This is a genomic window from Vannielia litorea (assembly GCF_019801175.1).
Lineage (GTDB): Bacteria > Pseudomonadota > Alphaproteobacteria > Rhodobacterales > Rhodobacteraceae > Vannielia > Vannielia litorea_B.
This window is the reverse complement of sequence record NZ_JAHVJR010000001.1, coordinates 1,354,433-1,380,859: the sequence shown is the minus strand read 5'-3', so window position 1 is coordinate 1,380,859 and position 26,427 is coordinate 1,354,433. Positions and strand designations below refer to the sequence as shown.

Here is a 26,427-nt window from a genome sequence, read left to right as displayed (position 1 = left end):
GGTGAAGAGCAGGACGCAACGCAATGGCGATTGGCTATAGAGTTAACCTCGGCAATGGCACGCTGAATAACGGCGATGCCATCCAGAGCGGGATGGAAGCCTTCTCCATCGACGAGACCATTGGCACCGGCCAGTGGCGCTGGTCGGGCACCTACACGGGCAACAACAACAACTACACCAACATCACCGATACCGGCACCTACTACCTGGGCACCGACGGCTTCGTTTACTTCGTCCCCAACAACTATTTCGTCGACCCGGTCTTCACCGCGACCGCCACCAGCGCCCCGACCTACACGCCTGCCGCGCCTGGCCCGGTGGATGGCACCGCAGGCAATGACCTGATCGATGGCCAGTACGAGGACGCCCAGGGCGACGAGATCGACGGCAACGGCAACACGATCAACGCGGGCGCCGGCAACGATACGGTCGTGGCCGGCTCCGGCAATGACGTGATTGATGGTGGCACCGGAGCAGACACGATCTATGCCGGTGGCGGCGCCGATACCATCGTGGGCGGTGACGGCAACGATGTGATCCATGCCGACAATGCCAGCGTCAGCGCCACCAGCGAAACGCTGGACTGGACGGATCAGGGCGGCGACACCACCGATATCAGCGGCGGGTTCACCCAGAACACCGGCACGATGAACGTGACCGTTAGCATCGCCGACGATGGCGGCCTGACGGCGGCTGAAGTTTCGACCGACCAGCAATATGTGAACACCGGCGCGGGCGAGACCTTCGACACCAACTCCGCGCTTTACCTCGGTGGCGCGGGCAGCTCGCTCTCCAGCTTTGCCAACACGGCGACCGTCACCATCGATTTCGACGCCGCCGCCGGGTCGGGCATGGCCAATGAGGTGAGCAACGCCACCTTCCGGATCAACGACCTCGATCAAGGCGGCTGGGACGACCTCGTGACCGTGGTCGCTTATGACGCGCAGGGCAACGAGGTGCCGGTCACCTTCCAGCTCGACGGCGACGACAGCATGTACGACGCCGACACCATCGACGGTGCTGGCAGCGGCTCGGCGGCGCAGTCGAACGGCTCGGCGTTGATCACGGTTGAGGGCCCGGTGGCGCAGATCATCGTCACCTATCAGAACGGTGGCACGAGCGGTCAGGCGCTGTGGCTCACCGATGTGCAGTTCACCACCATCCCCGATGACGGGGGCTTCAACGATACCGTCTCCGGCGGTGCGGGTGACGATACGATCTATGGCTACGGCGGCGACGACACGCTCGATGGCGGCGCCAACAACGACACCATCCACGGCGGTGATGGCGATGACCAGATCCGTGGCGGCACCGGCGACGACACGCTGACCGGCGGCGCGGGCGATGACGATTTCATCGTCGAGAACGGCCTCGGCAATGACACCATCACCGGCGGCGAGACTGGTGAGAGCTTTGGCGACAGCATCGACGCCAGCGCGGTGACCGATGATCTGACTGTCACCTTCACCAGCCCCGAATCCGGCACACTGGGCGATGGCACGGCGACTACCGGCTTTTCTGAAATCGAGACCGTCACTCTCGGCTCCGGCGACGATACAGTTACCGGCTCGACCGGTGACGATTACATCGAAACCGGGGCAGGGGCCGACACCGTAGAGATGGGGGCGGGCAATGATACCGTCGCCCTCGGCGCGGCCGATGGCGCGGTGGACACCGTTGTGATGGGCGATGGAGATGGCAATGACACCGTCTTCGATTTCGAGGCGCCCACCGCCAACGGCGATGGCACTTACACCGGCAATGACCAGCTCGACGTGAGCGACATGACCGATGCGGGTGGCGACCCGGTCTCGGTGCATGACGTTGCGGTGAGCGACGATGGCTTCGGCTCTGCGGTTCTGACCTTCCCCAATGGCGAGAGCGTCACGCTTGTGGGCGTGAGCGCCGCCGAGGCCGCCGACCCGATGTGGCTAATCGCCGCCGGAATCCCGGGTGATGGCATCGTCAGCGGCACCGCGGGCAATGATGTGATCGACGCGGGCTACACCGGCGATCCGCACGGCGACATGGTCGACAACGGCGATGCGATCCTGCCCGGCGAAAGCGGCGATGATGACATCATCGAAGCGGGCGCGGGTGATGACACCATCTATGTAGGGGCCGGGGACGACGAAGTCTATGGCGAGGCGGGTGATGATACCGTCATGCTTGAAGACGGCTTTGGCGCCGACACCATAGTCGGCGGCGAGACCGGCGAAACCAATGGCGACACGGTCAATGCCTCGCTGGTGAGCGGCGACCAGACGGTGGTGTTCTCGGGTGCCGAGGCGGGCACGCTCACCGATGGCACCGACACCGCCAGCTTCTCCGAGATCGAGAACGTGGTGACCGGCGCGGGCAACGATACCGTGACCGGCGATGCGGGCGATCAGACGGTAATTACCGGCGCGGGAGATGACAGCATTGCCCTTGGCACCGGGGCCGACACCATCTTTGCCGGTGCCGGCGACGATGTGATCACCCTCGGCGAGGCCTTCGGCAACGATCAGATCACCGGCGGCGAGGGCGGCGAGACGGCGGGCGACCTGCTGGATGCGGGCGGCATGACCTCTGGCGTCAATGTCACCTTCAGCGGCGACGAGAGCGGCACCGTCACCCAGGGCGGCAACACGGCGACATTCTCCGAGATCGAGCGCGTCGTCACCGGCAGCGGCGGCGATTCCGTCAACGCGACGGCGGCCACCGGCGGCGTGAATGTGGCCACTGGCGCGGGCGACGACAACATTGTCCTTGGCAGTGGCGACGACACGCTGGATGCGGGCACCGGAAACGACTTTGTCTCCGTCTTCGACGGCTTTGGCAACGATACACTGCTGGGTGGCGAAGGCGGTGAAAGCTTCGTCTTCGGTGGGCTGCTGGTGGGCGACGTGCTGCTGGCCAATGGCGTCATCAGCGATGTGACCCTCACCTTCAGCGGCCCCGAGGCAGGCACCATCTCGGACGGCACCGACACCCTGAGCTTCGCCGAGTTCGAGAGCATCACCCTCGGCTCCGGCAATGACACCGTCACCGGCTCCGCCGGTGCCGACCTGTTCGATACCGGCGCGGGCGCCGATACGGTGAACGCGGGCGCAGGCGATGACACCTACGGCCTCGGCACCACAGGCGATTTCGCCACGCCGGACGGCGCGGCCGACACCATCATCTTTGCCGATGGCGATGGTGAAGACACCGTCTATTTCTTCGACGCGCCCACCGCCAACGGCGATGGCACCTATACCGGCATCGATCAGATCGACGTGTCCGGCATGACCGATGCCGATGGTAACCCGGTCACGGTGCAGGACGTCGTGGTGAGCGACGACGGCTCCGGCAACGCGGTGCTCGGCTTCCCGAACGGCGAGAGCCTGACGCTGATGGGCATTGCGCCCACCGCAGCGATGGACCCGTTCTGGCTGATCGCGGCGGGCATCCCCTACGACGGGATCGTCGAAGGCACCTCCGGCGATGACGTGATCGATGCCAGCTATTCGGGCGACCCGCATGGCGATGTCATCGACGGGTTCGATAATTTCAACGACCCGATGACCGGCCTGAACAGCGACATCGTTCATGCAGGCGAAGGCGACGATGTGATCAACGCCGGGGAGGGCGATGACCTCGTGCTCGGCGAGGGCGGCGACGATACCTTCCAGATCTCCGGCTATTTCGATCAGGACACCTTCATCGGTGGCGAGACCGGCGAAACCAACGGCGACACGCTGGACACCACGGCGATCGGCGCGGGCAGCATGTCCATCACCTACAGCGGTGACGAGGCGGGCAGCCTGAGCCATCCCGATGGAGGCGTGGATTTCTCGGAGATCGAGAGCATCACCACCGGCGGCACCGATGATTTGATTGATGCCACTGCCACCACCGGCGGCATCAACGTATCAACCGGCGCGGGTGACGACGGCGTGCGCGGTGGCTCCGGCGATGATGTGGTCGATACCGGCGAGGGCAACGACAACCTTGTCATCACCGATGGCTGGGGCACCGACAGCTTCACCGCGGGTGAAGATGCGGGCGGCGGCGATCAGGATATTCTCTGGGCCGATGCCGTCACCGCCGACCTGACCCTCGACCTGAGCGGCTCGCCGGAAGACGGCACGCTGACCGATGGCGCCAATACCGTCACCTTCACCGGGGTCGAAAGCTACGTGCTCGGCTCCGGCGATGACACGGTGATCGGCTCCGACAGCACTGAAACCACCGTGTTCCTCGGCGCGGGCGCCGACACGATCGACGCCGGTGCAGGCGACGATGCCTATCACCTCGGCGCGGACGGCGATGCCGACACGCTCATCTTCGCCGATGGCGACGGGTCCGATTATGTTCTGGGCTTCCACGCGCCCACCGACAACGGCGATGGCACATTCACCGGGGTCGACCAGATCGACGTGAGCGGCATGACCGACGCGGGCGGCGACCCGGTGTCGGTGCATGACGTGGTGGTCACCGATGACGGCTCCGGCAACGCGGTGCTGAGCTTCCCCGGCGGCGAGAGCCTGACGCTGGTGGGCATCAGCCCGGCGGACGCCGCCCAGCCGATGTGGCTGATCGCGGCGGGCATTCCGGGCGATGGCATCGTCAGCGGCACGGCGGCCGATGATGTGATCGACGCCAGCTATACCTCTGATCCGCATGGTGATTTCGTCGATTCCGGCGATGCGATTCTGCCCGGAGAGGCCGCGAATGACGACATCATCGAGGCCGGTGCCGGCGACGATACCATCTACGCCGGGGCCGGGGATGACGAGGTGTACGGTGAGGACGGCGATGACCGCTTCGTGCTGGAAGACGGCTTTGGTGCCGATGTGATCACCGGCGGCGAGGGCGGTGAGACCACGGGCGACACGCTGGACACCACCTCTGTGACTGGCGATGTGACCATCGCCCTCACCGGGGCCGAGGCTGGCACCGTCACCGACGGCACCGACACCGCCACCTTCTCCGAGATCGAGAATTTCGAGACCGGCGCCGGGGCCGACACCATCGATGGCGCCGCGGCCACGACCGGCTTTAGCGCCAATACCGGCGCGGGTGATGACGTGCTGATCGGCGGCGACGGGGCCGATACGCTGCTGGGCGGCGACGATGCCGACACGTTCTACGCGGGCGATGGCGACCACGTGCAGGGCGGCGAGGGCGGCGTAGACGCCGACGTGCTCGACCTCACCAGCGCGGGCCCGACCCGCGTGATCTATGACGAGAGCGCCCCCGAGAGCGGAACCGTCGAGTTCCTCGACGGGACGGGCAATGTGACCGGTACGATGACCTTCTCCGAGATCGAGACGGTCAACTTCATCCCCTGTTTCACGCCCGGCACGATGATTGCCACGCCCGAGGGCCCGCGCCCGGTGGAAGAGCTGGGCCCCGGCGACCGGGTCCTGACCCGCGACCACGGGGTGAAGCGCCTGCAATGGGTCGGCCAGCGGCTGCTGAATGAGCACCACCTCAAGGCCAACCCGCGGCTGATGCCGGTGCTGATCAAGACTGGCGCCCTGGGCTATGGCCTGCCGGAGCGCGACATCATGGTGAGCCCGCAGCACAAGATGCTGATCTCCGATGCCCGCGCCGAGATGCTCTTTGGCGAGCATGAGGTGCTGGTGTCTGCGGTCCATCTCGTTGGCCTGCCGGGGATCGAGCAGGTGCAGGTGGATGAGGTGATCTACATCCACATCATGTTCGACGCGCATGAAATCATCATGGCCGAGGGCGCATGGACCGAGAGCTACCAGCCCGGTGCCCATGTGCTGGGCGAGATGGAGGATGAGCAGCGCGAAGAGATCTTCGAGATCTTCCCGGAGCTGCGCGCGGATGCGAACTCCATTGTCACTGCGCGTATGGCGTTGAAAAAGCGGGAAGTTACGGCGCTGTTCCACTGAGTGGAGCCGGATCGGTGTGGGGCCAGCCCCCCACACCCCCCGGAGATATTTAGAGCAAGAAAATGAGGTCAGTTGGGTGTGTTCGTGGCCTTGCGCCAAGCTGCCCAAGCCACTGGCGTGTCGAGGTCGAGCCGGGCGCGTTGGCCTTGCAGGGGCGTGAGGTGGACGCGGTCGCCAGCGGCGGTGACGACGGATTTGGCACCGTCGTCCCCTTGGAGTTGTTCGATTTCAGCGTAGAGCTTTGACGAGAAAATCACTGGATGGCCGGGCTTGCCGTCTTCTGTGGCACCTCGCCAGATCAGGGCGTCGGGGTGGGTCTGGTAACTTGTGATCACGGCGCGCAGGTCGTCTTCTGTGAGTTCCGGAAGGTCGGCGAGGAGGAGCATGAAAGCCGTGGACTGTGGCAGGGCCTCGAGCCCGGCGCGGAGGGAGGCGTTCATGCCCTCGGCGGCGTCGCGCACGGTGAGCGGGCGGGCGCCTGTGTCTTCGATTGCGGCAAAGCGGGCGGGGCGGTCTGGCGGCAGGGCGACGAGGGTGAAGTCACTGACTTTGCACGCCATTTCAGCAACGCGGGTGAGCAAGGGTTTGCCGTGGAGTGGCTCGAGCAGTTTGTCTCGCGGGGCCATGCGGGAGGCGGCCCCGGCGGCGAGGATGAGGATCGGCAGGGTCATGGATTTACCTAACCCTGCCGCGGGTTTGGCTCAAGCGCGGAGGGCTGTGCCCTCCGGGTCAAAAAGCGGGGTGGTGGTGAGCTTGGCGGGGCGCATCTGGGAGAGGATCTCGATTTCGGCGTCCTGCCCCTCCTGCGCGAATTCGCGGGGGATGAGCGCCATGGCGACGGATTGCTGCGCGTGGTGGGAGTAGCCGCCTGAGGTGCAGAAGCCGACCACTTCGCCATTGATCCAGACCGGCTCGTAGCCGTGCACATCGGCGTTGTCGGCATCGACGAGGAAGGCGACGAGTTGGCGGGCAGGCGGGTTTGTGCGTTCGGATTCTGCGTGAGCTCGGCCGATGAAGTCACTGTCCTTTTTAAAGGATATGAACCGGTCGAGCCCGGTTTCGGCGGGCGTGTAATCGGGTGAGAACTCGCGGAGCCAGGAGCCGAAGAAGCGGTCGAGCCGGAGGGACATCATGGCGCGCATGCCGAAGGGGGTGATGTTGTGCTCTTGTCCGGCGGCCCAGAGCGCGTGCCAGAGGTGGCGCTGGTCCATGTGATCACAGTAGATCTCGTAGCCCAGATCGCCGGTATAGCTGACCCGCTGGACGGTGCAGGCGACCTGGCCGACGGTCATTTGGACGACGCCGAGGAAGGGCAGTGCGGCGACATCGGCATCGGTGCAGGCTTGCAGGACCGCCCGGCTCTTTGGCCCGGCGAGCTGGAAGCCGGTGAGCCGGTCGGAGACGTTCTCAACGCTAACGCCCTCTGCACCATGTTGCTCGAACCAGCGCCCGTGCATCGCCTGCGCGCCGTAACTCGCTGTAAGGGCGAAGGTTTCTGGCCCCGTGCAGGAGATCGTGAAGTCTCCGATAATGCGGCCTTTGGGCGAGAGCATCGGCGTGAGGGTGAGTTTGCCCTCCTGCGGGACGCGGCCTGCCATGATCCGGTCGAGCCAATCGCGGGCTTTCGGGCCGGTGACGCGGAATTTGCCGAAGTTCTGGATTTCGTTAATGCCGACGCTTTCGCGGACGGCGCGCACCTCGCGGCCTGTGGCTTCGAAAGCATTGGAACGGGTGAAGCTGGGCTTCTCGTATGTGGGCTCGTCTCCTTGCGCGAAGTAATTGGGCACCTCGAGGCCGAACTGGTGGCCCCAGACTGCGCCCATTTCACTAAAAATGTCATACATCGCCGTCGTCCGGTGCGGACGGGCGGCGGGGCGCTCCTCGTTCGGGTAGCTGACCGAGAAGCGTTTTTGATAGAATTCAATGACTTTGGGCACGGTGTAGCCCGGCGTGATCCACTTGCCGTAGCGGGCCACGTCGAGGCCGGTGACATCGCGCTCCGGCTCGCCTTCGATCATCCATTGCGCGAGGGTCAGGCCCACGCCGCCGCCTTGGCTGAACCCCGCCATGACGGCGCAGGCGGACCAGTAGTTGCGCAGGCCGGGCACGGGGCCGACCAGTGGGTTGCCATCGGGGGCAAAGGTGAAGGGGCCGTGGATCACGCGCTTCACGCCCGCGCGCTCGAGCACGGGGAAGCGGTTGTAGGCCATCTCGATGCTGTCGGAGACCTTGTCGAGGTTGTCGGGCAGCAGCTCATGGCCGAAATCCCAAGGCGTGCCGCCGAGCGCCCAAGGCTCGCAGGGCTGCTCGTAGAAGCCGATGCAAAGGCCGCGGCCCTCTTGCCGGAAGTAGGATTCTCCGGCGCAATCAAGCACATGGGGGAATTCGGTTTCGCGCTCGTAAATCTCGGGGATGTCGTCGGTCACCAGATACTGGTGGGCCATCGGCAGGAGCGGCAGGTAGACGCCTGCCATCGCGCCGACCTCGCGGGCCCAGAGCCCGGCAGCGTTGACGACATGTTCGGCGTGGAGGGTGCCCTTGTTTGTGATCACGTCCCAAGAGCCATCGGGGCGCTGCTGGAGGTCTTCGACCTTGCAGTGGGTCTCGATCTCGGCGCCAGCCATCTTGGCGGCGCGGGCGTAGGCGTGGGTGGTGCCGGAGGGGTCGAGGTGGCCATCAAGCGGGTCGTAGAGGCCGCCGAGGATGCCATCGAGGTTCACCAGCTCGGCCAGTTCGCCGATTTCCTCGGGCGTCACGATGCGGGTGTCGAGGCCCATGTAGCGGTGCTTGGCGCGCTCGGCCTTGAGCATGTCGAAGCGCTCGGGTGTCTCTGCAAGGGTGATGCCGCCGACGTGGTGCAGGCCGCAGGACATGCCGGTGATCTCTTCAAGTTCCTTATACAAACCAATGGTATAGCCTTGGAGGGCGGCCATGTTTGTATCGGAGTTCATGGTGTGGAAGCCGCCCGCGGCGTGCCACGTGGAGCCGGAGGTCAGCTCGGAGCGCTCGAGCAGCACCACATCTGACCAGCCGAGCTTGGTGAGGTGGTAGAGTACCGAGCAGCCGACGACGCCGCCGCCGATAACGCAGACCTGGGCTGTTGTTTTCATGGGGCGACTCCTCGTGTCTGTTGGGTTGAGACTGTGGGCCGGACGCGGCATGTGCTGGCCGTTCTGCGACATCGCGTGTCGGAAACGGGGTGCGTCCGGGCGGGTTAACGGGGGGGTTAACCGTGGCCGAGAGGGGATGCACAAGTGATGCACATCCGATGCACAACCCATGCATACGCGCGTATGGCTCAAGGAGGCGTTAACGGAGGTTAACGCCCCGCGCGGTGGTGGCCTAATCGGTTAAAGCTGAGGCGCGCGCCTCACCGCTCGGGGATCAGCCCGCGCGGCGAGAAGCGCAGCACCAGCAGCAGGACGATGCCCATTGTGAGCAGCCGCATGTGCTGGACCGAGTCGAGCAGGTGATCCTTGAGCCAGCTGCCATCGGGCAGGGGCCATGTCAGCGTTTCCATGAAGAGGCGGCCCAGCGGCTCGACCTGAATCCAGAGCCACCAGACCAGCAGCCCGCCGAGCAGCGCCCCGAGGTTGTTGCCCGAGCCGCCGACGATCACCATGACCCAGATGAGGAAGGTGAAGCGCAGCGGCTGGTAGGTGCCGGGGGTGAGCAGCCCGTCCAGCGTGGTCATCATCGCGCCGGCCATGCCGCAAATGGCGGAGCCGAGGATGAAGACTTGCAGGTGGCGGCGGGTGACATCCTTGCCCATCGCGCGGGCGGCGGTTTCATTGTCGCGGATGGCGCGCATCATCCGGCCCCAGGGCGACTTCAGCGCCAGTTGGAGGGCGACGATGATGAGCACGAGCGCGGCGGCGAAGAGGCAGCCGTAGAGGAGCTTGACGTAGAGGGTTGAGGCGGTCTCGGGCGGGAGCTTGAACGACGAGGCCCAGCCGCGGAAGCTCTCGCTCTGCTGGAGGTCGATCTCGTAGGGCACGGGCCGTGGGATGCCGTTGACGTTTTTCACCCCGCGCGCCAGCCAGTCCTCGTTTTTCATCACCGCGATGATGATCTCGGCGATGCCGAGGGTGGCGATGGCGAGATAGTCCGAGCGCAGGCCGAGGGCGGTTTTGCCGATGAGCCATGCGGCCCCGGCGGCGAGCAAGCCACCTGCGGGCCATGCGAGGATCACCGGCAGGCCGAGGCCGCCGAGATAGCCTTCGAGAGCGGGGTTCACCGCCTCCACGGCATCGCGGGCAGGGTCGAAGGCGGCACGGTAAAGTACGAAGCCCACGACAAGGATGGCGAAGGCGACAAGGGCGCGCAGGCGGCCGGGCTTCATGCCCTGCCATGCAAAGGCGGCCCCGGCTACGGTGGCAGCCCCCAGCGCCATCGCCGCCCAGATCCGCGCCCCGCCGGCGGCCCAGGCATCGGGCACCGGCGGCATGGAAATGAGCACGGCAGCGAGACCGCCGAGCGCGACAAAGCCCATGACGCCCACGTTGAAGAGCCCGGCGAAGCCCCATTGCATGTTGAGCCCCAGCGCCATGATGGCCGAGACGAGCCCCATGTTGAGGATCGTCAGCGAGGTGTTCCAGCTCTGGAACATTCCGGTGCCGACGTAGAGCACCGCGACGAGCGCGAAGAGGAGGGCAGGGGGGAGTTTCATGCGAGCCTCCGGGGCGCGGCGGGAAGGGCGCCGAGGTCATGCCAGCCTGCCGCACTGCCGGTGCAGGTGCCTGTCAGGTAGGGCGTGGTGGTGGCCAGCGCGGTATCGGCGCGGAAGCTGCCATCGGCGTGGATGGTGAGCAACGGAACGGGTGGGAAGCCATCGGAGAAGACGAAGGTGAGCCGGTCGGGCCCTGATTGCGCCTCGACCGGGATCGCGCGGGCCGGGGGCTGATCCTGGCTGAACATGAAGTTATGGGTCAGGAAGATATCGGGCGCCTTGCCCTTGAGGTGCAGCTGAACGGCGCGCTTGACCGGGGAGCAGCCCGCGCCGGGCTCGCAGCGCTGAGAGGAGGTGCAGGTGAAATCCACCGAAGCGCGGGTGTCGGCCAGGGCGGGGGCTGCGAAGAGGCAGAGGGCGGCGGCGCGGATCATACGGATTTCCCCTTGAAGAGGCCGGTGGGTTTGATGAGCAGGACGATCACCAGAATGGCGAAGCTGACGGCGAATTTATATTCGGTGGTCAGCAGTTGCAGCAGGCCGGAGGGGGCGAGCGCCTCGGGCAGCACGTAGGTCGCGACCTTCTTGAAGGCGTAGGTGACGGTGACCTCGGAGAAGGCGATCACGAAACCGCCCGCGATGGCGCCGAGCGGCGAGCCGAGGCCGCCGACGATGGCGGCGGCGAAGATCGGCAGCAGAAGCTGGAAGTAGACGAAGGGTTTGAACGACTTGTCGAGCCCGTAGAGCACGCCCGCGATGGTGGCGAGCGCGGCGACGATGACCCATGTCACGGCCACGACGCGCTCGGGGTTGATACCGGAGAGCAGGGCGAGATCCTCGTTGTCGGAGAAGGCGCGCATGCTCTTGCCGGTGCGGGTGCGGTTCAGGAACCAGAACAGCAGCGCCACGCAGATCGCGGCGACGACCATGGTAAGCACCTGGGTCGAGCGCAGGGCGAGGCCTTCGGCAAGGCCGGTCATCTTTTTGAAATCACCGGCGGAAATCACGAAGCGGGCACCATCGGCGAAGCGCTGGTCATCGACCCCGATGATGAAGCGGGTGAGGCCGTTGAGGATGAACATCACCCCGATCGAGACAATCACGAGGATCACCGGCGCGGCCTTTTGCCGGCGGTAGAAGCGATAGACGGCGCGGTCGGTGCCCAGCACCAGCAGGGCGGTGGCGGCGATGCCGAGCGGCAGGGCCAGCAGGGCCGTGGGTAGCGGGCCGAAGGTGACGCCTATCGCCTGCAGCGCCCATGTGAACAGGATGGTGACGGTGGTGCCGAAGGCCATTGTGTCGCCGTGGGCGAAGTTGGAGAACCGCAGGATGCCGTAGATCAGCGTGACCCCGAGCGCGCCGAGCGCAAGCTGCGAGCCGTAGGTGGCGGCCGGGATGATGACGAAGTTGGTCAGGGCCACGAGGGCGTTCAGCAGGTCCATCAGGCGGTGATCTCGCAGGTCATGATGTCAATTTCGGCGTAGGTGTCGGGGTAGCGCTCGGTGGGCAGCCATTGGCGCATCCAGAGCGCGCTTTTGGTGCCGGAGAGCGCCAGCGTGTGCAGGTGGCCATCGCCCGGCTGCCAGACCCACGGGCCGGTGCGGGCGAGGCCGCGGGCCTCAAACGCGGGGCCGTCGCCAAGGGTGATCTTCCAGTCGCCGGTGCCGCTGGCGTCGGTCGCGGTGGGGGCGAGGGTGATGCTCTGCGAGCCGCCATATGGCGTGCAGTCACCCGCCTCGGTGCAGCTGCGCAGGAAGTCGCAATCGAGCATCACGCGGGCGCCTTCGGCCTGGCTGGCCGTGGGCAGGGCGAGCGCCGCGAGGAGCACCAGCGCCTTCACGGGGCCACCACGCAGGTGCCGTGGAAGTTCTGGCTCTGGATGCCTTCGACCGAGTTGTGCATCGAGTAGCGGGTGATGCCGTGTTTGAAGATCGAGACGAGGTGAATGGTGTCGAATTCCATGGCCGAGACGTAGCTGAAGCTGTCGCCCAGCGGGTCGCGTAGCTGTCTCACCGGGATGACGCGGGCCGAAGCCGCGCCGCCGGTTTCCATTTCCCACTGGTCGGGGCTTTCGGCCTCCGCGCGCGGGCGGATGTTCAGCGTCAGGCCGGAGGGCTGGCAGGAGCGTTCCTCCACGCAGTAGCGGGTGTAGGTGCAGTCATAGGAGAGCGCCGCGGCAGGGGCCGCGAGGAGGGTAAGGAGCAAGAGGGCGGCGAGGACGCGCATCAGAGCCGCCCGGCGCAGCGGCCGGTGACCATGCGGGCCTCGGGGCGGCTGCGGTCGCTGCCCTGCGTTGTGAGGATGAAGCTGCCGCGCCCGACCGAGAGGAGCAGCGCATCGCCGCCGCGCCCGGTGTTGGCAATATAGGAGCCACGCGCGCCGGGGACGGGCTCGACCCGGTAGGCCCGGCCTTTCTCCCTGATCCGGGGGCCTGCCTGCACGCGCCCGCCGGGCACATCATCGGTGTGAGAGCGGGATTGCTTGGTGACGATCCGCTCAGGGTAAACGATCGCCAGCCCGCGCCCGTTGCGCTCGAGCTTGAAGTCATCACTCAGCCCGGCGGCCTCGCAGGCACCGTTGGCATTGCAAACTTGCTCGGCGGTGCACTCCAGCGCCGCCAGTGCCGGGGCGGCGAGCAGGGGCGCGCAGAGCAGGGCGAGGGTGAGTGTGCGGGCGGTACGAAGGGTCATGCTTTGGCCTCCAGATAGGTGATGAGGGCGGCGCGGGCAGGGCAATCGGCCAGTTCCACCACGGGTGCGGCGCCGGGTGTGTGAACCATGATCGCCGTGCTGCCATCGGGCTGCAACAGGAGCGAGACGCAGGGCGTTTCGGCCCGTTGGCTGGCGGTGAGGCAGAGCCCCTCGGCGCGGCTGAGCCGGGCGGCTTGGGGGCGGCTGCCGATGAGGGTGAGCAGAGCCGGGTGGGCCGGGTCATCCTGCGCCGTCACCCAGACCTCATAGGAGGCGGAGCTGCAGGTGGCCAGCGGCTCCTGCTCGGCTTGCGAGGCGGAGGGCCACGCGAGTAGGGCGAGGGCGGAGGGCAGGGTGACGCCGCGCATCAGAGGCTCCCCTCGCAGGTGCCTTCGGAGAGGAAGGCGTAGGGCGTGCCATTGAGCTGGCCGTGGATCGAGAGGATGAACTGTCGTCCCTCGATCAGCGAAAACAGAACCGCGTCGCCGCTGGGCGAGGCGGGGGTGATGAAGCTGCGCATGGTCTTGTCGGCACGGGGGGCTTCTGCCAGCTGCAGGGGCGGCTCGCCGGGGGCGTTCTCGGGCAGGGAAGTTATGATGTAGCTGGCGAGGTCGCGGGTGAGGCGAAAGCCGCCTTCGCCGCTCACGGGCGCGCAACTGCCCTCGATGCTGCAGCTGGTCTGCGGCATGCAATCCAGTGCCAGCGCGGGGGGCGCCGCAAGGAGGAGCGTGGCAGAGAGCGCGGGGCGGATCACAGGCGGCTCTCCAGATAGGCGATCAGCCCGGCGCGGTCTTCACAGTTGGCGGGTTCGAAGGCGGTGTCGCCGCCCATAGGCTGGTGCATGATCTCGCTGCTGCCATCGTCGCGCAGGTGGAGGGCGAGGAAGAGCTTGTCAGCGGTGGATGTGGCGAAGAGGCGGAGGTTGTCGTTGCGGCGGTTCAGCGTGGCGTCGAGCTGGACAGTCTCGTTCAGCGTCAGCAGCGCGGGGCGGCGGTCGGACGGCAGGACGGAGACGGCGAGGCTGTGGCTCTCGGAGGTGCAGAGCCATTCCTGCGGCGGCTCGTCGGATTGCGCCACCGCTGCAAAAGGTGCCGCGATAAATCCAGCGATGACAAGGCATTGGCGCAGCATCTTCATCCTCCCAGAAAGCTCTGGCGGACTTCGGGGTCGTTCAGAAGCTCCTGCCCGGTGCCGGTGTGGGCGTTGCGGCCTTGTACCAGCACATAGCCCTTGTCGGCGATCTCCAGTGCCTGCCGGGCGTTCTGCTCGACCATAAGCACGGGCAGGCCGGTGCGGGCGACCTCGATGATGCGGTCGAAGAGTTCGTCCATCACGATGGGCGAAACGCCGGCGGTTGGCTCGTCGAGCATCAGCACCTTGGGCTGGGTCATCAGAGCGCGGCCCACGGCGACCTGCTGGCGCTGGCCGCCCGAAAGCTCGCCCGCGGGCTGGCGGCGCTTGTCCTTCAGGATCGGGAAGAGATCGTAAACCTGCGCCATCGTGCCGGAGATGTCATCGTCACGGATGAAGGCGCCCATCTCGAGGTTTTCCTCCACGGTCATGGAGGTGAAGATGTTGTTGGTCTGCGGCACGAAGCCCATGCCCGCCCGAACGCGCGCCTGTGGCGTGAGGTCGGTGATGTCCTGCCCGGCGAGGCGGACGGAACCCTTGCGCAGATTCAACATGCCGAAGACGGCCTTCATCGCGGTGGATTTGCCCGCGCCGTTGGGGCCGACGATCACCGCGATCTCGCCGGGCTCCACGGCAATGGTGCAATCATGCAGGATGTCCGGGCCCGCGCCGTAGCCGCCGGTCATGCTGTCGCCGATCAGGAAGGCGTTGCCGGTCATCGCGCGCTCGGCGCTGCCGGGCGAGGCCGTGAGCGTGCCGCCGGGGCGGGGGTTGGTGATGGAGCGGTCTGCGTTGCCGCGGTTGCTGTAGGCGTCGCTCATCCGGCCCTCCTGTTCAGCTTGATCCGGGGAAATCGAGCGCATCGAGCAGCGCATCTGCCCATGCGTCGACACGGTCGGGTGCGGCGGTGCCCGCGGCGCTGAGGCTCAACATTGCCACGCCTGCGCCCGGGTCTTCGATCAGGGCGATGCGCCCGATGCGGCCTTCGCCCGAAGCATCGAGAATTTGCGCCTTGCGCCCGTCCACGTCTCGCAGGGCGAGGCGCGGCAGGCTCTCGGGGTCCTTGCTGCGCACCTTGGCGAGCCAGGCCTCGGCCGTGGCGGCGGCGCTGGCGCCGTCCTGTAGCGTCATCGGGGTGAGCACGGCATAGCCCTCGGGCATATCGGCAAAGGGGCCTGCGGGCTGCATCTCGATAAAGGACGGGTCGGTGACGCTGCCGGGTCCATAGGCGGGCGCGGGGCAGAGCTGGCCGGTGAGCGAGGCGAGCGGCACGCAGTCTTCGGCCAGCGTGGCGGAGGGCGCTGAGACCGCGAGAACGGCGGCAAGCGCGCGCAGGGTGGGCTTGGCGGGGTGGAGGCGAAAGAACAGCATTTCAACAGCTCCCTTCGCAGCGCAGGCGCAGGGCTTCAACCATTTCGATCACCCCTTCGCCAAGGCTTTCGGGCCATGCGTCCCACGGGGCGCCGTAGATCACCATCAGACGGGTGCCGCCCAGCTCGGTAACCGCGCGGGCGACGCGGCGGGTGGAATCCGGCTCATTGCCGACCTCAACAAAGGCGGTGCGTCCCTCGGAGCTGTGGCTGGTGGTGAGCAAGGTGTTTTCGGGCGGGATCTCGAAGGTGGCGTTGAAGGCGGCCATATCCTGCTCCAGCGTGCCGGTGCCACGGCCTGCGTAGTCCTCGATGTAGTCCAGTGACACCTCGGAAATCTCCAGCCGGGAGCCATCTCCGAACTGCTCGAGATAGGCACCGGCCATGCGGGTGCCGTCGAGGCAGAGGTCGAAACTGGGGGTGATCTGCTCGAGGCAGGGCTCGGCCTGTGCGGGCAGGGCGGCGGCGAGGGAGAGGAGGGCAGCGCGGATCATTCAGCGGCCTTCCATGCGGCCAGCGGTTTGCCGTCGATGCTCAGGTTGGCGGTGAGGCGGGCCAGCACATCTTCCATGTCCGGCAGGGCGGCATCTGCGCTGCTCCATGCGCTTGCCTGGACGCTCAGCGTTTCCTTTTCGGTCATGACCTCGATCGAAAAATCCGTGAGCCCACTGCCGCCCTCGGTCTCGATCGTGAAGCCATTCTCGACCACTGCGATCCCGTCGCGGACGGTGGCGGTTTCTCCCTCGAATTCAAATCCGGTCAGAAAGCTCATGGCCTTGAGCATGAAGCCTTCACCCACGCTGGAGCCCAACTGGCTGTAATAGGCGAGGTCGCCGCCATGGCCGTAGTTGGTATCGAGCGAGAGGGTGAACTGAAGGCGCGTTGCCTGATCGGTGAACCCGTGTTCCTCAAGCCCGTGGGCGCTCACCGGCCGGTCGGCCTCAAAGCCCTCAGGCAGGCCGCAGTAGGTGACCCGCCCGCCCGAGGAGGCAAGGCAGCCTCCGCTGGCGAAGGGGCTAATGGTGGCGAGGGTCACATCGGGGTCGGAGAATTGCCAAGTGCCATTGGGGTGCACAACAATCTCATGGCCCCGGAAATCGGTTGTGAACAGCGGCTCATCCTCCTGCGCGCTGACAGGGCTGGCGAGCAGCGCAAGGGCAGTGAGCGTGGCGCGGATCATGCGCCGACCTGTTCTTTGTTCTTCAGTCCGGTGCCCAGATAGGCCTCGATGACGTGTTCGTTGGCCTTGATTTCGGCCAGCGTGCCCTCGGCCAGCACCTTGCCCTCGGCCATGCAGATGACCGGGTCGCAGAGGCGTTCGATGAAATCCATATCGTGCTCGATGACGACGAAGGTGTAGCCGCGCTCCTTGTTGAGGCGGATGATGGCGTCGCCGATGGTGTTGAGCAGGGTGCGGTTCACCCCGGCGCCGACCTCGTCGAGAAAGACGATGCGCGCGTCGACCATCATGGTGCGGCCCAGCTCGAGCAGCTTTTTCTGCCCGCCGGAGACCTGGCCTGCCTTGTGGTCGGCCAGATGCTCGATGGTCAGAAACTCCAGCACCTCGTCAGCCTTGGCCTTCAGCGCGCGCTCCTCGTCGGCGATGCGCTTGCGGCCGAACCACGTGTTCCAGAGCGCCTCGCCGGATTGGCCGCCGGGGACCATCATCAGGTTTTCGCGGCAGGTCATGGAGCTGAATTCGTGGGCGATCTGGAAGGTACGCAGCAGCCCCTTGCCGAAAAGCGCGTGCGGCGGCAGGCCGGTAATATCCTCGCCGTTCATCGTGACCCGGCCGGAGGTGGGCTCAAGAACGCCCGCTACCACGTTGAAAAGCGTGGTTTTTCCTGCGCCGTTGGGGCCGATGAGGCCGGTGATGGAGCCGGGCTGAATGGTCAGCGTGGCGCCGTCGACGGCGTGGAAGCCGCCGAAGTGCTTGTGCAGGTTCTCGACCTGGATCATTGAGATGTCCCCGATGGGATACGGCGGGGTTGCCCCCGCCGCATCAAGCTTGTGTGCTGAAGATCAGCGGTATTTGACCGTGGCGATCTTGCCGTCTTCGAAGGTGATCTCGCGGTAGTTGCCCGCGCTTTCACCGGGGCCGATCAGCTCGACGGCGGAGGCGCCGACGTAGTCGATATCCTCACCGGCGGCGATCAGCTCGAGCGCCTTTTTCAGCTCACCGGGGAAGATCTGCTCGCCGGGGGCGTTGGCGACTTCCATCACCTTTTCCTTGTAGACGTTCGGATCGTCGGACCCGGCGGCCTCCATCGCGAGCATGATCAGCGCGGCGGCGTCATAGCTCTCGGGTGCGAAGGGGGAGGTGGGATCGAAGCCCGCGGCGGTGCCCAGCTCGACGAACATGGCGTTGCCGGGGCTGTCGGTGCCGGGGTGTTGGCCGGTGGAGCCGTTGATCTCGGAGCCGAAGTTCTCTTCGAGCGCGGTGCCGATCATCCCGTCGGGGAAGTGGAACTTGTCGAAGGCGCCGGAGTCGAGCGAGGCGCGGATGATGCCGGCGCCGCCCTGATCGACGTAGCCTGCCACCACCAGCAGATCGCCACCGGCGGAGGCCAGCGAGGCGACCTCGGCCGAGTAGTCGGCTTTGCCGTCTTCATGCGCGGCCGAGATGGTCACGGTGCCGCCGGCCTCTTCGAAGGCCGCCTGAAAGCTGTCGGCGAGGCCCTTGCCGTAGTCGTTGTTGGTGTAGGTCAGAGCGACGGTCTTCACGTCGTTGTCCATCAGCACCTGGGTCATCACCTCGCCCTGGCGGGCGTCAGACGGGGCGGTGCGGAAGAACAGGCCGTTGTCTTCGGTGTTGGACAGGCCCGGCGAGGTGGCCGAAGGGGAGATCATCACCATGCCGTTCGGTACGGCGACGTTGGTGAGGATCGCGCCGGTCACGCCGGAGCAGTCAGCGCCCATGATGCCCTTGATCCCGTCGGAGGTGATCAGGCGCTCGGCGGCGGCGGAGGCGGCGGCAGAATCGATGCAGGTCGAGTCGGCCTCGACGGCGGTCACGGTGGTGCCCCCCATCAGCGCGCCGCTTTCGGTCACTTCGGCCATGGCCATCTTGGCGGCGTCACGCATGTGGGGCGTGAGGCTTTCAATCGGGCCGGTGAAGCCGAGGATGATGCCCAGTTTCACTTCGGAGCCGTGGCTCTCGGCGAAGGCCGGGGCAGCCAGCGCGGCGATGGCCGTGGTGGCGAGGATCAGTTTTTTCATTGTTGGTCTCCCTGTTGGAACATTGTCCTGCGGGTGAGCCTAGACCGGGAATTTCGCTTTGGAAAGCGGGGGCATGGGCCGGACCTTGCGGAAAGTTGAACGACAGGGTGGCTGGGCGGGGCCGGGGCAGGCCTTAGGTTGTGTGCAAAGAGGAGTTTTCAGCATGAACGGACGATTGGCAGCGGCAGTGATCGGGCTTTCAGCCCTTGGGGCGTGGGAGGCCGCGGAGGCGCAGGGCGTGCGGATGGAAACCGTGGCCAGCGGGCTGGACGAGCCGTGGGGGCTGGCGTTCTTGCCGGGCGGCGGGTTTCTGGTGACCGAGCGGGCCGGAGAGTTGACCGCGGTCATAAATGGTGAGGCCGCGCCAATCTCTGGCGTGCCGGAGGTTTATGACAGCGGGCAGGGCGGCTTGCTTGACGTGATGGTGCCCCGCGATTTTTCCGAGAGCCGCGAGATTTTCTTGAGCTTTTCCAAACCGCAGAGCGGCGGGGCGGGCACCGCGCTTGGCAAGGGCCGCCTGAGTGACGATGGCACCGCGCTGGAGGGCTTCGAGGTGATCTTCGAGATGGAGCCCGGCTCCAGCGGCGGGCGGCACTTTGGCAGCCGGATCGTGGAAGGCGCGGACGGGCTGATTTACCTAACCATCGGCGAGCGGGGCGACCGGCCCTCGGCGCAAGATCTCAGCCGCGAGAATGGCTCGGTGGTGCGCATCGCCCGCGATGGTTCGGTGCCGGAAGACAACCCCTTTGTTGACCAGGAGGGCGCGCAGCCCGAAATCTGGAGCTACGGCCACCGCAACCCGCAAGGCGCCACGCTGGATGGCGAGGGGCGGCTCTGGGTGGTGGAACACGGTGCGCAAGGCGGCGATGAGTTGAACCTCTTGGAGCCGGGCGCAAACTACGGCTGGCCTGTCATCTCCTACGGGCGGCATTACTCGGGCGCGAAGATCGGCGAGGGCAATGCCAAGGACGGCATGCAGCAGCCGGTGCATTACTGGGACCCGTCCATCGCGCCCTCTGGCCTGATGATTTACGGCGGCGAGATGTTTCCGGAGTGGAAAGGGCAGGTCTTTGTCGGCTCGCTGAAGTTCGACATGATCTCGCGGCTCTCGGCCGATGGCCGGACAGAGCTGGAGCGGATCGAAACGCCGGAAACCAGCCGCGTGCGCGATGTGCGCGAGGGGCCGGACGGGGCGATCTGGTTTTTGTCGGTGGGCGAGGGCGCGGTGTTCAGGATGGTGCCGGAGTAGGGGGCTACTCGGCGCGCCACTTGATCTCGTTCGCCTCGATGGCGGCAATGCGCTTTGCGGCGGGCGGATGGCTCATGAACCATGCGGGCATCTTGGCCCCGCCCGCGCCGGTGAGCTTGTCGAGCTTGGCGAAGAGCGATTTTTGCGGCGCGATGCCGATGCCGGATTTGGTCAGGAGGGCCGAGGCATAGGCATCGGCCTCGAACTCATCGGCCCGCGAGAGCCGGGCCATCAGCAGCGAGGTGATGCCCGAGGCAATCGCCGCGCCGATCCCCGGCAGAAAGCGGTTGAGCACCATTGCAAGGCCCACGCGCAGGGCGTTCTGGCCTGAAAAGTCGATCATCCGGCGGCGAGAATGGCCGAGTGCCACATGCCCCAACTCATGGGCGATGACAGAGGCCAGCTCCTGCTCGGTCACCGCGCCCTGTTTCAGCGCATTGTGAAAGCCCCGGGTGATGAAGATCCGCCCGTCCGGCGCGGCCAGCCCGTTGATGGCGGGGGTCTCCAGCACATGCACGCGGAGTTTGGGCAGATCGAGGGTGCGGGCCATGCGGGCTGTCAGCTTAAGCAGCGCCGCATCGTCAAGCGGGGTGCTCTGGCTGTCGAGTTGGCGGGCCAGCCGCCACGCCGAGAAGCGCCAGAGGATCAGCCCGTAGGCGACCGCAAGGAGGATGGGCATGAGCTTGAGCATCGCCAGATATATGGCGCGGCAAGGGGGCGAGGGGAAGGCGGGCGTGAATTGGGTGGCGAAAACGTGAAACTTCGCACGCCGCCGTTGCGGGCGGGGCCGGGGCTGCCCACCTTGCGGGCATTGATTTTTGCAAGACCCTATTCAGCGACCAAGCCCTTTGGAGGCCCAGATGCATCTGACCGATCCTGCCGTATTCTCCCCTGTTCCGATCTGGCGCGCTATGGCCGGGCGTGCCTGCCTCGTGTTGGCCGCGCTCATCTTCTCTGCCGCGCTGGCCGTCTCGGTGCTGCATCTCAGCGAGGGCAGCGGGATAGAGCCCGTGCTCTACAGCCTCGCCTTCGGCTTTTTCTTCGGCATTCCGGCGCTGATCGCCGCGCAGCAGAGCGTTTTTGCGCCGGGCCAGACCCGCGCCTGCCTGTTTGCAGGGCGGGTGCTGGCGGTGGGTTGGCTGGCAGCAATTGCCTGGCTCATAGGGCTGTACCTGTGAGCCGATAGCGCTGCGATCAGCTTTCGAAGGTGGCGTCCATCGTGATCTCGGCGCCGCCCTCGAGCAGCTTGGAGATCGGGCAGTTGGCCTTGGCGGCCTCTGCGGCGGTCATGAAGGCGGCGGCGTCGATGCCGGGCACGCGGCCCTTGAGCTCGAGGTGGATTTTCTTGACAGCGAAGCCGTCGCCCTCCTTGTCCATCGAGACGGTGGCGGTGGTGTCGAGCGCCTCGGCCTCATGGCCGGTCTGGTCGACGAGCACCTTGGAGAGCGCCATGGTGAAGCAGCCCGCGTGGGCCGCGCCGATCAGTTCTTCGGGGTTGGTGCCGGGGGCGTCCTCGAAGCGGGTGTTGAAGCCGTAGGGCTGGGAGGAGAGCGCGCCGGAGGCGGTCGAGACCGTGCCCTTGCCCTCCTTGATGTTGCCGCTCCAATGGGCCGATGCCTTGCGATTGATCATGGGGGTGCCTCCTGTTTTGTGTGTTGAGCCTCTCAACGTGACAGCAGGCCGGATGTTCCGCGCGCTCAGCGGCTCACTTTCCAGCGGCGGTGGATCCAGAACCACTGGTCGGGGTCGGCCTCGATCCGGTCTTCGAGGCTGCGCGTGGCCGCCTCGGTCATGGTCAGCGCGTCGCTATGCGGGATCGGGGCCTCGACCTCGATCGCGTAATCCAGCCCGCCGTTCTGCCGGGTGGCGTAGAGCGGCACCATGAGCGCATCGTAGCGCAGCGCCATCTCGGCGGCGGAGGTGGCGGTGCGGGCGGGGCGGCCCATGAACTCGATCACCTCGCCGCGCCATGCGTGGACATCATGCAGGATGATCAACATGCCGCCCGCCTTGAGGTGGCGGATGAAGGCGGCGGTGCCCTTGCGGCCCTGCGGAAAGACCGGGCGGCCCACCGCCTCCATCGTTGCCACGTAGTGCTGGTTGAAGAAGGCGTTGGCCATCGGCCGGTAGAGCCCGCCGAAGTGGTAGCCCGAGGTGTTCAGCTTGGCGCGGGCGGCCTCGTAATTGCCGAAGTGGCCGGTGACGGCGATCACCGGGCGGCCTGCGGCGCGGGCCTCTTCCAGCGCGGGCAGGCCGGGGCCGGAGAGCGAGAAGCCGGAGGCCCGGGCGAAGAACTGGGGATTGGAGTAATTCTCCATCAGCACCCGGCCCGCGTTTTCGCAGACTTTGGCGGCGAGGGCGGCGCGGGCGGGCGGCTCCATGTCGGGCCAGACGTAGGTGAGGTTGGCCTGCGCTCGTTTGCCGTAGCCTGCCAGCGGGCCGATGACGCTGCGGGTGAGCTTGCCGAAGGCGGGAATGCGGGTTGCGTAGGGCAGCAGGCGGGCGCCGCCGATGAAGCCACGCAGCAGCTTGTCGGTCAGCCAGTCGGCTGCCGTGCCCTGCGGTGCGTCGGTCTCTTTGGCGGCCATGCGGCGCTCTCCCCGGTGGTGGCACAGGGTTAGCGGCGGCGACGCGTGAAGGGAAGGGGGCTGCGTGGCGCAGGCTTGCGGGGGCACTGTGCGGGGATGAGCGGCAGGGGAAGCGCCGGCTTACGGGCTATTCCTCGTCATCGGGCGAAATCAGGATGATCTCGCCCTCGGCTTCGAGCCTGCGGATCTCGGCCACGACCGCTGTCATCGCCTCTTCGCCCTCTGCCTCCTTGACCTTGCCCAACTCGGCCATCTCCTCCCGCAGCCCCTCGGCCATGCGCTTGGACATGTTGTCGAGGATGTGATCGCGGGAGCGCTCGGCCTCACCCTGCGCGGCGGCGAGGGCGGTGACGAGCACCGGCTGGTCGATCCCGCGGGTGATCTTTGGCACGTCGCGGGCGGCGAGGCGCTCGGCGATGTTGACGAAGGTGAAGATCGCCTTCTTCACCTCTTCGGCGAACTCGGCGTCATCCTCCTCCAGCCCCTTGAGCACGTCGTCACGGGTGGCGGAGGGCGAGAAGTTGAGCACGGCGGCGACCCGCTCGACCGGCCCGCCATCGAAGGCCTGCACCGGCTGGGCATCAAACTGGGCGGCGAGGGTGAGGCCGATGCGGGCGACGGTTTCAGGCCCCACGCGGCCGGTGCGTGACATTGCGTGGGTGATGCGCCGCGCCTTCTCGCCGGGCAGCTTGCCCAGTACCTCGGCGGCCTTGCCGGTGGGCAGTTTGGCCAGCACCACGGCGCCGACCTCCACGCTCTCTTCCTCCAGCATCGGGGCCAATTTGGCCGGATCGAGGCCCGAGATCCGCTCCCACGGGTCGCCCTTGGCGGCGACCCCGGCCTCGCGGCGCAGGCGGGCGGCGGTGATGGGGGAGATATGGCCATCGAGCAGGCCGAGCGCGCCCTCCATTGCGCCGGGAAAGCAGAGTGCCACGCGGTCCAGCTCGCCCTGAAACTCCTCGATCACCTCGGCCAGCGTGTCACGGTCGACCATGCGGAGCCCGCCCATCGCGCGGGTCAGCTCGGTTTGCATGCCATCGGTCCATTCGGCGAGCGGCAGCTTGGCGCCGCCGTTGACCAGCAGACGCACGATGATCGCGGCCTTCTGGCGGCGGGAGAGCTTGCGGGCGGCCGCGCTGCCGCCGCCAAGCCCGCCGAGGCCGCCGGACATGGCAGGCAGGCCAGCAGAGCCTTTGCCCGAGCCAGAGTCATCCGGCCCGGAGCCAAAGTCACCGAGCCCGCCGGGAAGCGGGGAGAGGGAAGTGGACATCAGCGCCTCGCGCCTTGAGCAGGTATCGTTCTCACCGATCCTAGGCGTGGAGGCTTAAGGCAGGGTTACCGGCGGCCGGGTTTCCAGCCCTCCGGCAGGCGCGTGGCGTGCGATCAGCCGGTGGGCGTGATGCAGCTTGCGGTCTTGGCGTCCCAGACCTTTCCATCGGCGCAGGACATGGTCACCTCATGCGCGGAGGAGCACTCGGCGTAGGCGAACGCGGGAGCGAAGGCCAGCACGAGGGCGGCCAGGGCAGTCTTCGTCTTCATGGGTCATCTACCTCCTGGTTACCGGGCGAGCGTAGCACGGGCGGCGATTCCGGCAAAGCGCGGGGCAGGGGTGCGCGCCTTCCGTTACGGAAACGTGAATGCTCCGGTGCATCTGCGTGAATTGCCCCTCGCCCAAATTGCCGCAGCGTCAGCCCAGGCGCATTGCTTTTGCAGGCGCCGGGCGGACGGCCTTGCCAGCCCCAAGGCAGGCTTTCGCTTCCCCCGATGGCCGCCCGGCGCCCCAACAGGTGAGCCGTGCGCGAGGCACGGCCCCATAGTCAGGAGGACTGTAGCAATGTCACATGCCAAAGGCCCCGCCCGTCCCGCTTTCGCCCCGCGTTCCAAGCTCTACAAAGGGCGGTTCGGCCGGATCTGCCCCGGCCTCACGCCCTGGTCGCCGCCGGGCGTGCCGCCCGAGCAGATCGAGGCGCATTTCGTCGCCTTCGCGAATGAGCACATGACCGAGCGCCCCGGCCTCAGCCCCGGTGAGGCGATCGAAATCGATGATGAGCTGGAGGCGGAGTTCAGCTCGGCCATCCCGGCGGGCTACACCTATTTCGGCCAGTTCGTCGACCATGACATCACCTTCGACCCGACGCCGCTGGGTGTGGAGATCACCGACCCCGAGGGGCTCGACAACTTCCGCACGCCGCGGCTGGATCTCGACTGCGTTTATGGCTCCGGCCCGCATGACCAACCGTATATGTATGACGGCGCGGGCAAGTTCCTGATCGGCAAGATCGAGGGCTCCGACCTCGACGACCTGCCGCGCAACCCGCTGGGACGCGCAATCATTGGCGACATGCGTAATGACGAGAATGCCATCGTCAGCCAGATCCAGCTGGCCTTTCTGACCGCGCATAACACGCTGGTGGATCGTGCCGTGGATGCTGGCAAAGCGGACCCCTTCATGGAGGCGCGCCGGGTGCTGACGTGGCTCTACCAGCACTGCGTCTGGGAGGATTTCGTCCGCCGGATCTGCATCGACGAGGTGGTGGATACCGCGCTCGTCAAGATGAAGGGCAAGGACGGCCGGGTGCAATGGGGGCTCGGGCTGAAGGATGTGTACAACTGGGAGTACAATCCCTTCATGCCGCTGGAGTTCTCGGTGGCGGCCTACCGGTTCGGCCATTCGATGGTGCGCAATGGCTACCAGACCAACTTCACCCACAACCAGCTCGACCGCGTGCCGCTGTTCAACAACACCACCGCCGGCTCGGGCGCCAGTGAGCCCGATCTGCGCGGCTTCGGCCCGCGGACGGAGGTGACCACGGTGCAGTGGGACTGGTACTTCGACATGGGCAACGAGGCCGATTTCTTCCCGCAGAGGGCGCGGAAGATCGACACCAAGCTGGCCAACGCGCTCCTGTTCCTCGGCGAGGACGACGGCAACCCAGCCTCCGTGGCCAACAAGCTCGCCGCGCGGAACCTCATTCGCGGCGTGATGATGGAGTTGCCCTCCGGGCCGGATGTGGCCGCCAAGCTGAACGTGCCGGTGACGGTGACGCTTGAAGACGATGAGCCGGCGGCGCTGTGGTACTACATCCTCCGCGAGGCCGAAGGGCAGGGCGGCGCAAGGCTGGGGCGGCTTGGCTCCACCATCGTCTCGGCGGTCTTTGCCGGGCTGCTGAAGGGCGACCCGAAGGCCTTCGTCAACGTCGATCCCGGCTGGACCCCGGAGGCGGAACTCGCCAGCGGGATGCTGACGGAGGACGACAAGCAGGACAACTCCGATTGGGGGCTTCAGGCCATCCTGCGGATTTCCGGTCAGCCGGTGAGCGGCGTCTAACCCTTACCCCTCACCAGGCAGGGGAGCCCGGTGGCGTGGTGGCCCGGCGCTCTCCGGGAAAGGTCCGTCCTTCGGGGCGGGCCTTTCTTTGTGGGGGGAGGTTTTGGGGCGGTTTTGGAATACACCCGCACGGAATCAAGCCGAAGGCGCCGTGCAGCGCCGTCCCGCCCCCCGGGGCGGCGCTTTGGTGAGGTTGGGTTTAACTTCTAAGGGAAGATGACTGCTGTGCGATAAAGTGGCATGCGTGGCCGTTGTGAGCGCCACCCCGCGGGACGGCGCTGCACGGCTTGCGG

Annotated in this window: 26 protein-coding genes; 4 read left to right on the top strand and 22 right to left on the bottom strand. The window is 66.4% G+C overall.

Features of this window, described 5'->3' with window-relative positions:
- The first annotated feature begins 23 nt into the window (after positions 1-23).
- Positions 24-5,891, top strand: a complete 5,868-nt coding sequence (locus tag KUV38_RS06815; protein ID WP_222469325.1) for a Hint domain-containing protein — start codon at positions 24-26, stop codon at positions 5,889-5,891.
- Between the two features lie 68 nt (positions 5,892-5,959).
- Here the strand turns inward: KUV38_RS06815 and KUV38_RS06810 are convergent, their stop codons facing one another.
- The 17 genes from KUV38_RS06810 to KUV38_RS06730 form a co-directional block, all read right to left on the bottom strand.
- Positions 5,960-6,562, bottom strand: a complete 603-nt coding sequence (locus tag KUV38_RS06810) for an NTP transferase domain-containing protein (RefSeq protein WP_222469324.1) — start codon at positions 6,560-6,562, stop codon at positions 5,960-5,962.
- 30 nt (positions 6,563-6,592) lie between these two features.
- On the bottom strand, positions 6,593-9,001 hold the full coding sequence (locus tag KUV38_RS06805) for an FAD-dependent oxidoreductase (protein WP_222469323.1): 2,409 nt from the start codon (positions 8,999-9,001) through the stop codon (positions 6,593-6,595).
- A 260-nt stretch (positions 9,002-9,261) separates the two neighbouring features.
- On the bottom strand, positions 9,262-10,560 hold the full coding sequence (locus KUV38_RS06800) for a branched-chain amino acid ABC transporter permease (protein WP_222469322.1): 1,299 nt from the start codon (positions 10,558-10,560) through the stop codon (positions 9,262-9,264).
- Positions 10,557-10,994, bottom strand: coding sequence for a hypothetical protein (locus KUV38_RS06795; protein ID WP_222469321.1), 438 nt, complete (start codon positions 10,992-10,994; stop codon positions 10,557-10,559). The genes KUV38_RS06800 and KUV38_RS06795 overlap by 4 nt, the downstream gene beginning before the upstream one ends.
- Positions 10,991-12,001, bottom strand: a complete 1,011-nt coding sequence (locus tag KUV38_RS06790; protein WP_222469320.1) for a branched-chain amino acid ABC transporter permease — start codon at positions 11,999-12,001, stop codon at positions 10,991-10,993. Before KUV38_RS06790 ends, KUV38_RS06795 begins: the two co-directional genes overlap by 4 nt.
- Positions 12,001-12,399 carry a hypothetical protein gene (locus KUV38_RS06785; protein ID WP_222469319.1) on the bottom strand — a complete coding sequence of 133 codons (399 nt, stop codon included), beginning with the start codon at positions 12,397-12,399 and terminating at the stop codon, positions 12,001-12,003. The genes KUV38_RS06790 and KUV38_RS06785 overlap by 1 nt, the downstream gene beginning before the upstream one ends.
- The gene (locus KUV38_RS06780; RefSeq protein ID WP_222469318.1) at positions 12,396-12,785 is read right to left on the bottom strand and encodes a hypothetical protein; all 390 of its coding nucleotides are present in this window, start codon (positions 12,783-12,785) and stop codon (positions 12,396-12,398) included. The genes KUV38_RS06785 and KUV38_RS06780 overlap by 4 nt, the downstream gene beginning before the upstream one ends.
- Positions 12,785-13,249 carry a hypothetical protein gene (locus tag KUV38_RS06775; protein ID WP_222469317.1) on the bottom strand — a complete coding sequence of 155 codons (465 nt, stop codon included), beginning with the start codon at positions 13,247-13,249 and terminating at the stop codon, positions 12,785-12,787. Before KUV38_RS06775 ends, KUV38_RS06780 begins: the two co-directional genes overlap by 1 nt.
- Positions 13,246-13,617: a hypothetical protein gene (locus KUV38_RS06770; RefSeq protein ID WP_222469316.1), complete on the bottom strand. Its 372-nt coding sequence runs from the start codon at positions 13,615-13,617 to the stop codon at positions 13,246-13,248. The genes KUV38_RS06775 and KUV38_RS06770 overlap by 4 nt, the downstream gene beginning before the upstream one ends.
- Positions 13,617-13,937: a hypothetical protein gene (locus KUV38_RS06765; protein WP_222469315.1), complete on the bottom strand. Its 321-nt coding sequence runs from the start codon at positions 13,935-13,937 to the stop codon at positions 13,617-13,619. The genes KUV38_RS06770 and KUV38_RS06765 overlap by 1 nt, the downstream gene beginning before the upstream one ends.
- 62 nt (positions 13,938-13,999) lie before the next feature.
- The gene (locus tag KUV38_RS06760) at positions 14,000-14,380 is read right to left on the bottom strand and encodes a hypothetical protein (RefSeq protein ID WP_222469314.1); all 381 of its coding nucleotides are present in this window, start codon (positions 14,378-14,380) and stop codon (positions 14,000-14,002) included.
- 2 nt (positions 14,381-14,382) lie between these two features.
- On the bottom strand, positions 14,383-15,201 hold the full coding sequence (locus KUV38_RS06755; protein ID WP_222469313.1) for an ABC transporter ATP-binding protein: 819 nt from the start codon (positions 15,199-15,201) through the stop codon (positions 14,383-14,385).
- A gap of 13 nt (positions 15,202-15,214) precedes the next feature.
- The gene (locus tag KUV38_RS06750) at positions 15,215-15,751 is read right to left on the bottom strand and encodes a hypothetical protein (protein ID WP_222469312.1); all 537 of its coding nucleotides are present in this window, start codon (positions 15,749-15,751) and stop codon (positions 15,215-15,217) included.
- A 1-nt stretch (position 15,752) separates the two neighbouring features.
- A complete protein-coding gene (locus tag KUV38_RS06745) occupies positions 15,753-16,244 on the bottom strand; it encodes a hypothetical protein (RefSeq protein ID WP_222469311.1) in 492 nt (163 codons plus the stop codon).
- On the bottom strand, positions 16,241-16,930 hold the full coding sequence (locus tag KUV38_RS06740; RefSeq protein WP_222469310.1) for a hypothetical protein: 690 nt from the start codon (positions 16,928-16,930) through the stop codon (positions 16,241-16,243). The genes KUV38_RS06745 and KUV38_RS06740 overlap by 4 nt, the downstream gene beginning before the upstream one ends.
- Entirely contained in the window at positions 16,927-17,709 is a 783-nt protein-coding gene (locus KUV38_RS06735; RefSeq protein ID WP_222469309.1) for an ABC transporter ATP-binding protein, read from the bottom strand. The genes KUV38_RS06740 and KUV38_RS06735 overlap by 4 nt, the downstream gene beginning before the upstream one ends.
- A 63-nt stretch (positions 17,710-17,772) precedes the next feature.
- Positions 17,773-18,969, bottom strand: coding sequence for an ABC transporter substrate-binding protein (locus KUV38_RS06730; protein ID WP_222469308.1), 1,197 nt, complete (start codon positions 18,967-18,969; stop codon positions 17,773-17,775).
- A 163-nt stretch (positions 18,970-19,132) separates the two neighbouring features.
- Between KUV38_RS06730 and KUV38_RS06725 the strand changes: the two genes are divergently transcribed.
- Positions 19,133-20,218, top strand: a complete 1,086-nt coding sequence (locus KUV38_RS06725; protein WP_222469307.1) for a PQQ-dependent sugar dehydrogenase — start codon at positions 19,133-19,135, stop codon at positions 20,216-20,218.
- A 4-nt stretch (positions 20,219-20,222) separates the two neighbouring features.
- Here the strand turns inward: KUV38_RS06725 and KUV38_RS06720 are convergent, their stop codons facing one another.
- Entirely contained in the window at positions 20,223-20,909 is a 687-nt protein-coding gene (locus KUV38_RS06720) for a M48 family metallopeptidase (RefSeq protein WP_222469306.1), read from the bottom strand.
- A 169-nt stretch (positions 20,910-21,078) separates the two neighbouring features.
- Between KUV38_RS06720 and KUV38_RS06715 the strand changes: the two genes are divergently transcribed.
- Positions 21,079-21,396 carry a hypothetical protein gene (locus KUV38_RS06715; RefSeq protein WP_222469305.1) on the top strand — a complete coding sequence of 106 codons (318 nt, stop codon included), beginning with the start codon at positions 21,079-21,081 and terminating at the stop codon, positions 21,394-21,396.
- Positions 21,397-21,412: 16 nt separating this feature from the next.
- Here the strand turns inward: KUV38_RS06715 and KUV38_RS06710 are convergent, their stop codons facing one another.
- The 4 genes from KUV38_RS06710 to KUV38_RS06695 form a co-directional block, all read right to left on the bottom strand.
- Complete coding sequence (locus tag KUV38_RS06710; RefSeq protein WP_222469304.1) at positions 21,413-21,850, bottom strand: OsmC family protein; 438 nt, start codon at positions 21,848-21,850, stop codon at positions 21,413-21,415.
- Positions 21,851-21,915: 65 nt separating this feature from the next.
- Complete coding sequence (locus tag KUV38_RS06705; RefSeq protein ID WP_222469303.1) at positions 21,916-22,806, bottom strand: lysophospholipid acyltransferase family protein; 891 nt, start codon at positions 22,804-22,806, stop codon at positions 21,916-21,918.
- Positions 22,807-22,933: 127 nt separating this feature from the next.
- Entirely contained in the window at positions 22,934-24,076 is a 1,143-nt protein-coding gene (locus tag KUV38_RS06700; protein ID WP_261385168.1) for a flagellar motor switch protein FliG, read from the bottom strand.
- A gap of 113 nt (positions 24,077-24,189) precedes the next feature.
- The gene (locus KUV38_RS06695; protein WP_222469302.1) at positions 24,190-24,345 is read right to left on the bottom strand and encodes a chitin-binding domain-containing protein; all 156 of its coding nucleotides are present in this window, start codon (positions 24,343-24,345) and stop codon (positions 24,190-24,192) included.
- Positions 24,346-24,640: 295 nt separating this feature from the next.
- Here KUV38_RS06695 and KUV38_RS06690 point away from each other — a divergent pair, with 295 nt between their 5' ends.
- Entirely contained in the window at positions 24,641-26,134 is a 1,494-nt protein-coding gene (locus tag KUV38_RS06690) for a peroxidase family protein (RefSeq protein ID WP_222469301.1), read from the top strand.
- Positions 26,135-26,427 lie beyond the last annotated feature (293 nt).

What these genes read in the sequence shown, in the direction of transcription:
- KUV38_RS06725 (WP_222469307.1), top strand. Translation starts at nt 19,133, where the DNA reads ATGAACGGACGATTGGCAGCGGCAGTGATCGGGCTTTCAGCCCTTGGG.
- KUV38_RS06745 (WP_222469311.1), bottom strand. Translation starts at nt 16,244, where the DNA reads ATGATCCGCGCTGCCCTCCTCTCCCTCGCCGCCGCCCTGCCCGCACAG.
- KUV38_RS06780 (WP_222469318.1), bottom strand. Translation starts at nt 12,785, where the DNA reads ATGCGCGTCCTCGCCGCCCTCTTGCTCCTTACCCTCCTCGCGGCCCCT.
- KUV38_RS06715 (WP_222469305.1), top strand. Translation starts at nt 21,079, where the DNA reads ATGCATCTGACCGATCCTGCCGTATTCTCCCCTGTTCCGATCTGGCGC.
- KUV38_RS06700 (WP_261385168.1), bottom strand. Translation starts at nt 24,076, where the DNA reads ATGTCCACTTCCCTCTCCCCGCTTCCCGGCGGGCTCGGTGACTTTGGC.
- KUV38_RS06755 (WP_222469313.1), bottom strand. Translation starts at nt 15,201, where the DNA reads ATGAGCGACGCCTACAGCAACCGCGGCAACGCAGACCGCTCCATCACC.
- KUV38_RS06770 (WP_222469316.1), bottom strand. Translation starts at nt 13,617, where the DNA reads ATGCGCGGCGTCACCCTGCCCTCCGCCCTCGCCCTACTCGCGTGGCCC.
- KUV38_RS06730 (WP_222469308.1), bottom strand. Translation starts at nt 18,969, where the DNA reads ATGAAAAAACTGATCCTCGCCACCACGGCCATCGCCGCGCTGGCTGCC.
- KUV38_RS06790 (WP_222469320.1), bottom strand. Translation starts at nt 12,001, where the DNA reads ATGGACCTGCTGAACGCCCTCGTGGCCCTGACCAACTTCGTCATCATC.
- KUV38_RS06690 (WP_222469301.1), top strand. Translation starts at nt 24,641, where the DNA reads ATGTCACATGCCAAAGGCCCCGCCCGTCCCGCTTTCGCCCCGCGTTCC.
- KUV38_RS06735 (WP_222469309.1), bottom strand. Translation starts at nt 17,709, where the DNA reads ATGATCCAGGTCGAGAACCTGCACAAGCACTTCGGCGGCTTCCACGCC.
- KUV38_RS06750 (WP_222469312.1), bottom strand. Translation starts at nt 15,751, where the DNA reads ATGCTGTTCTTTCGCCTCCACCCCGCCAAGCCCACCCTGCGCGCGCTT.
- KUV38_RS06805 (WP_222469323.1), bottom strand. Translation starts at nt 9,001, where the DNA reads ATGAAAACAACAGCCCAGGTCTGCGTTATCGGCGGCGGCGTCGTCGGC.
- KUV38_RS06815 (WP_222469325.1), top strand. Translation starts at nt 24, where the DNA reads ATGGCGATTGGCTATAGAGTTAACCTCGGCAATGGCACGCTGAATAAC.
- KUV38_RS06810 (WP_222469324.1), bottom strand. Translation starts at nt 6,562, where the DNA reads ATGACCCTGCCGATCCTCATCCTCGCCGCCGGGGCCGCCTCCCGCATG.
- KUV38_RS06695 (WP_222469302.1), bottom strand. Translation starts at nt 24,345, where the DNA reads ATGAAGACGAAGACTGCCCTGGCCGCCCTCGTGCTGGCCTTCGCTCCC.
- KUV38_RS06800 (WP_222469322.1), bottom strand. Translation starts at nt 10,560, where the DNA reads ATGAAACTCCCCCCTGCCCTCCTCTTCGCGCTCGTCGCGGTGCTCTAC.
- KUV38_RS06775 (WP_222469317.1), bottom strand. Translation starts at nt 13,249, where the DNA reads ATGACCCTTCGTACCGCCCGCACACTCACCCTCGCCCTGCTCTGCGCG.
- KUV38_RS06710 (WP_222469304.1), bottom strand. Translation starts at nt 21,850, where the DNA reads ATGATCAATCGCAAGGCATCGGCCCATTGGAGCGGCAACATCAAGGAG.
- KUV38_RS06765 (WP_222469315.1), bottom strand. Translation starts at nt 13,937, where the DNA reads ATGCCGCAGACCAGCTGCAGCATCGAGGGCAGTTGCGCGCCCGTGAGC.
- KUV38_RS06720 (WP_222469306.1), bottom strand. Translation starts at nt 20,909, where the DNA reads ATGCTCAAGCTCATGCCCATCCTCCTTGCGGTCGCCTACGGGCTGATC.
- KUV38_RS06705 (WP_222469303.1), bottom strand. Translation starts at nt 22,806, where the DNA reads ATGGCCGCCAAAGAGACCGACGCACCGCAGGGCACGGCAGCCGACTGG.
- KUV38_RS06740 (WP_222469310.1), bottom strand. Translation starts at nt 16,930, where the DNA reads ATGATCCGCGCCACGCTCACTGCCCTTGCGCTGCTCGCCAGCCCTGTC.
- KUV38_RS06760 (WP_222469314.1), bottom strand. Translation starts at nt 14,380, where the DNA reads ATGCTGCGCCAATGCCTTGTCATCGCTGGATTTATCGCGGCACCTTTT.
- KUV38_RS06795 (WP_222469321.1), bottom strand. Translation starts at nt 10,994, where the DNA reads ATGATCCGCGCCGCCGCCCTCTGCCTCTTCGCAGCCCCCGCCCTGGCC.